This is a genomic window from Salinarimonas rosea DSM 21201 (assembly GCF_000429045.1).
In the GTDB taxonomy this organism is placed as follows: domain Bacteria; phylum Pseudomonadota; class Alphaproteobacteria; order Rhizobiales; family Beijerinckiaceae; genus Salinarimonas; species Salinarimonas rosea.
In genome coordinates this window covers 1-5,463 of record NZ_AUBC01000049.1, presented here as the reverse complement: position 1 = coordinate 5,463, position 5,463 = coordinate 1, and the positions used below count along the sequence as shown (strand labels likewise).

General features: G+C 57.5%; 4 protein-coding genes. 3 read left to right on the top strand and 1 reads right to left on the bottom strand.

Annotated features, from left to right (window positions below; genetic code table 11):
• Positions 1-205 (bottom strand): recombinase family protein (locus G407_RS0121180; RefSeq protein WP_245259147.1); only part of this gene is annotated, 205 nt, incomplete at its 3' end.
• 500 nt (positions 206-705) lie between these two features.
• Between G407_RS0121180 and G407_RS31380 the strand changes: the two genes are divergently transcribed.
• From G407_RS31380 to G407_RS0121170, 3 genes are all read left to right on the top strand, one after another.
• Entirely contained in the window at positions 706-2,427 is a 1,722-nt protein-coding gene (locus G407_RS31380) for a site-specific DNA-methyltransferase (protein WP_084327703.1), read from the top strand.
• Position 2,428: 1 nt separating this feature from the next.
• On the top strand, positions 2,429-5,080 hold the full coding sequence (locus G407_RS0121175; RefSeq protein WP_029032419.1) for a DEAD/DEAH box helicase: 2,652 nt from the start codon (positions 2,429-2,431) through the stop codon (positions 5,078-5,080).
• A gap of 118 nt (positions 5,081-5,198) precedes the next feature.
• The coding region (locus G407_RS0121170) for a recombinase family protein (RefSeq protein WP_029032418.1) at positions 5,199-5,463 on the top strand (265 nt) is incomplete at its 3' end.

Here is a 5,463-nt window from a genome sequence, read left to right as displayed (position 1 = left end):
CGCCCTTGCCCTCGATCTCCTCCACGATCTGAAGGAGGTGGAGCGGGCTGCGGGCGAGACGGTCGAGGGCGTAGACGACGAGGCGGTCGCCTTCGCGCAGGAGATCGAGGACGCGGCGCAGTTCGGCGCGGTCGCGCTTCACGCCGGAAGCCTTCTCGCGATAGACATCTCGATCATCGACGCCCGCCTTCGCGAGTGCGTCCATCTGGATCGCCCAATCGCCTTGGCTCGTACTCACACGCGAGTAGCCGTAGCTCCGCCCCATCGTCCAACATCTCCCGTGCAGACCCTCCTCGATTTTGCACGGACTTTCTGCACGTCAAACGCTTTGAGCCCCCGTGGTGAACGCCGCCGTCCAGAATGCCAAGAGATGTTGGATCGACTCGACTGATGGTCGCCATCGCCATTCCCACCGGCAGCGCTTGAGCGATTCGCTGGCGCATGCTCACACAGGCGTCCGCCTGCCGTTGAAGCGCCAGCTATCCTCGTGGAACAGCCGAAGGCGGTGTTGGCTGCGGTTCGAACCCGACACCAGCCAACCGAGACCGGATAGAACTAAGCACACGCGCGTTGTGCCTAATCCTTGTGGAAATCGACCCTTGCTTGCATTTTTGGTTTGCGCTGGCTCTACGTCCGTGCAATGGAACTCACTTGTTTGCGTCGCGGCTGCGGCTCTGCGTCGAACGTTGTCGTCGGGAGGCTTCTATGCCGTCGTTGAATTGGATCGGAAAAGAAGCGGTCGAACATCATCATAAACAGGTGCCTTACCGCCTGATCCACTGTGATCAAAGGTTATCGGCAGGCAACACGGACATTGGTAATCTGCTGGTTGAGGGCGATAATCTAGAAGCACTCAAGGCATTGCTCCCATACTATGCGGGAAAGGTGAAGTGCATTTTCATTGACCCTCCTTACAATACTGGAAACGAGGGCTGGGTCTACAACGACAATGTTAATTCCCCGGAAATTCGCCAGTGGCTCGGAAAGGTCGTGGGCAAAGAGGCTGAAGACCTCTCGCGCCATGATAAATGGCTGTGCATGATGTACCCACGTCTTCGCCTGCTGCGCGAGTTCCTTAGGCAAGACGGTGTTATATTTGTCAGCATCGATGACAATGAACTTACGCACCTTACAGGCGTTATGTACGAAATTTTTGGAAAATCTAATTGGCTGGGCACTATTTGCTGGAAGAATACGACCGACAACAACCCAAGCAGAATAGTTGTCGAGCACGAATACGTCGTTTGCTTCGCTAAGCGAAAGGAAGAGGTTGACCCGCACTGGAAAAGTCCGGCTTCACCCATTCGGGAAATGATACAGAAAAAGGCCGAAGAGCTATTCGAAGAGTTTCCCGGCCCGGAATTCGATGAAGTTAGACAGATCGAATACCGGAAATGGTTCAAGGATCAGAAGCCGTATCTGTGGCCATTTCAAGAGTACGACGAGATCGATACGAAGGGTGTGTTTACGGGGAGTCGATCTGTACACAACCCCGGTAAAGATGGATACTTCTACGATATTCCTCATCCTCTAACTAAGAAGCCGACAAAGAAGCCTTTGATGGGCTATCGGTTCCCAGAGGAAACAAAGGACCGACTTCTCAGCGAGGGTAGGTTTATCTTTGGGGAAGACGAGAATAAGATCGTAGAGTTGAAGGTCTACATAGACGAATGGAAAAGCAAGCTTTCCAGTGTGTACGAACTGGATGGAAGGAGAGGGTCTAACGAAATAAAGGATATCCTATTCGAGAGCAAGCGACCGTTCTCAACCCCGCCGAAGCCCATAGAGTTGATGTCTGATCTGCTCAGCTTTGTAACCTCTGGCGACGACATAATCCTCGACTCGTTCGCCGGGTCAGGATCGACAGGTCATGCCGTGATGGACCTCAACAAAGTCGATGGGCAAAACCGACGCTTCATACTCATTGAAATGGACCCCGAGATCGCCACACAGATAACGGCTGAACGGCTTCGGCGGGTTTCATCTGGTTATAACAAGAAGGGTAGTCCCGCTAATCCGGTGGAGCCACTTGGCGGCGGGTTTCGATACTGCCGCCTCGGCGTCCCGCTCTTCAACGAGTTTGGCGACATTGACGGGGAAGTGTCGTTTCCTGATTTGGCCGCTCATGTGTTCTTTGCCGAGACCGGTGCACCTATCCCAAGCAAGGCACAGAACGGCAATGCCTTGCTAGGCAAACATGGCGACAAGACCGTCTATCTGCTGTACGCGCAGGGGCAGGAGGGGATGCCGCGAGAGGCTCTTGGCAATGTGCTGACACCCAACGCGTTGGTGTCTTTGCCACCCCCGCCCGCAGGTTTCGAAGGCACCCGAGTCGTGTATGCCGAGGGTACAACTATATCCCATGACCGGCTGAACGCCGAGGGTATAGTGTTCAAGCAGATTCCGTACCAGATCGCAGGGCTCTGATATGGCGGCCATCAACATTGAACTGAAAGAATATCAGCGCCTTGCCCTTGGCCGGTTCAGCGATTTCCTCCGCTCTGCCGTGGACGAGGGGGCGGATGCGGCCTTCTACAAGGCCACCAAGTTCCCCTACCGGCAGGCCCCGGCAGTTGAGATGGGGACCCCCTTCGTCTGTCTTCGCGTCCCGACCGGGGGCGGCAAGACCCTCATGGCCGCGCATTCCATCGGTATTGCGTCTCGCGACTACCTTCAAGCCACTAATCCCATGGTGTTGTGGCTCGTGCCTTCCACGGCAATCCTCGACCAGACCGTCGCAGCCTTGAAGGACGAGGGCCACCACTACCGTGCGGCCTTGCTCCAATCCTTCAAGCGCGACTTCGAGGTAATGACCAAGGCCGAGGCGCTGGCCATGTCCAAGGCCGACGCGACGGGTGGGGCCGTGGTCATCGTGTCTACCATCCAGTCCTTCCGCCGCGAGGATGACGGCGGCAAGGAGAACCCCGAGGGCCTTAAGGTCTTTGAGGATGCAGGGGTGTTGATGGATCACTTCGCCAATTTGACCGAGGAGCAAATCACGCCACTCGACAAAATCGAAGGCGGCTTGCGCCCGGTATATTCGCTGGCGAACCTCCTGAAACTCCACCGCCCCATGGTCATCGTTGACGAAGCCCACAACAGCCGCACGGACCTATCGTTCCGCACCTTGGCGCGGTTCAATCCGTCGCTCATCCTTGAACTTACCGCCACGCCGCAGACCGAACACAAGCCGGAGCGGGACAAGTACGCCTCGAACATCCTGTACTCCGTCTCTGCCGCCGAGTTGAAGGCCGAGCAGATGATCAAGATGCCAATCCGCCTGACCACGGACGCGGACTGGATCAAAACCATCGGTGGAGCGCTGGATTGCCAGAAGGCGCTGGAGAAGGCCGCGAAGGCCGAGCAGGCCGAGACTGGCGAGTATATCCGCCCCATCGTACTGTTTCAGGCGCAAAGCGCGTCAAGAGACGACCCGACGCGCATCACATGGGAGAAGATCGAAGCCCATTTGCGCGACGACCATCGCATTCCAAAGGAGCAGATCGCAGTTCATACCGGGCCGCGCAAAGACCTTGATGACATTTCCGACATCCGCAGCAACAAGTGTCCCGTTCGCTATGTCATTACCGTTTCCAAGTTGAAGGAAGGATGGGATTGCCCCTTCGCTTACATCCTCTGTTCGGTGGCCGATCATGTTTCGCCCACGGCGGTTGAGCAAATTCTTGGCCGCGTATTGCGGATGCCCAAAGCTAAGCGCAAGCGGCGCGATGCCCTGAACCAGTCATATGCCTTCATCGTGTCCCGCAGTTTCGATACGACCGCACAGCAGTTGCGCGACGGGCTGGTGGAGGGCGCGGGCTTCAACCCGATGGAGGCGGCGCAGATCATCGCTCCTCAACACAACTTTGCCCTTGCCGAACCACAAGCGCCCTACCAATCCGACCCGTTGCCGGAAGAGGTCGCGGCCCCCGAGGAAATCGAGGCAGTGATTGATCGGCTGCCGCCATCGGTTAAGACGCGCCTGTCTTTCGACAGCGAGACACGGACGTTGACCTACAAGGGGCCGATGACGCGGGACAGCCGCAACCTCATCCACTTGGCCTTCGCAGCCGTACCAAAGGTTGGAAAGACCATCGACCGGCTCTATGCGAAGTCGAACCAGTTCCAGATCGCCGCCGCAGACGAGGACGGCAGGCCGCCCTTCGTCGTTCCGCTGCTTGGCTTCCGCAAGCAGGGCGAACTGCAACTATTCTCGCAGGAGCATTTCCTTGACCTGCCGTGGCGGCTCGACCAGTGCGACCCCGCCGCTATCGTTCAGCGGTTCCGGCTTCCCGACACGGCTCGCACCGGCGAGATTGATGTCGGTGCAAATGGGGCCGTTGAGATTGGCTTCCCCAAGAAGGTTCAGGGCGACCTCGCCGGGGTCATTCAAGAACCGGCATGGAATCTGCCGCGCCTTGCCAACTGGATTGACTCGGGCATCGTCCATCCCGACATCACGAAGCCAAGCGCCGTGGTATTCATCACGAAGGCAATCGAAGCCCTGATCGCCGCAGGCCACGACATCCCGATTCTCGCCCGGAACAAGTATGACCTGCGGAAGGCCATCGGCACCCTGATCAACGACCTTCGGGGGGAGCGAGAGGTCGGGCAGTACAATGCGCTTTTCGCAGCGAATGCCGCAGACTTCGCCGTCAGCGCCGATCTATCCATAATTTTTGACGAACAAAATTACGCTCCGAACCAGCCCTTTCAGGGCAGGCCCTTCGCCAAGCATTATACTCCCATCGTCGGTGATCTTGCGCCCAGCGGGGAAGAGTTTGATTGTGCACTCTACCTCGACAGGCATGAAAAAGTCCGTTACTGGATTCGGAATATCGACCGGAAGAAGTCGTCTTTCTGGCTCCAACTTCCTCACAACAAGTTTTACCCGGACTTTGTAGCGATGCTTACCGACGGGCGTATTCTTGTTGTCGAATACAAAGGCGGGCATCTTTACGAGGCAGAAGCCGTCAAGCGGCAGATTGGTGCGGTTTGGGCCGAGGCCAGCGGTGGGAAATGCCTCTTCTGTATGCCCACCAATCGTGGGTTCGACCTGATCGACCGGGCGATTGGTTGAGTCGATCCAACATCTCTTGGCATTCTGGACGGCGGCGTTCACCACGGGGGCTCAAAGCGTTTGACGTGCAGAAAGTCCGTGCAAAATCGAGGAGGGTCTGCACGGGAGATGTTGGACGATGGGGCGGAGCTACGGCTACTCGCGTGTGAGTACGAGCCAAGGCGATTGGGCGATCCAGATGGATGCACTCGCGAAGGCGGGCGTCGATGATCGAGATGTCTATCGCGAGAAGGCTTCCGGCGTGAAGCGCGACCGCGCCGAACTGCGCCGCGTCCTCGATCTCCTGCGCGAAGGCGACCGCCTCGTCGTCTACGCCCTCGACCGTCTCGCCCGCAGCCCGCTCCACCTCCTTCAGATCGTGGAGGAGATCGAGGGCAAGGGCG

Excerpts from the sequence above, each read along its gene's own strand:
- G407_RS31380 (WP_084327703.1), top strand. The coding sequence starts at position 706 with ATGCCGTCGTTGAATTGGATCGGAAAAGAAGCGGTCGAACATCATCAT.
- G407_RS0121175 (WP_029032419.1), top strand. The coding sequence starts at position 2,429 with ATGGCGGCCATCAACATTGAACTGAAAGAATATCAGCGCCTTGCCCTT.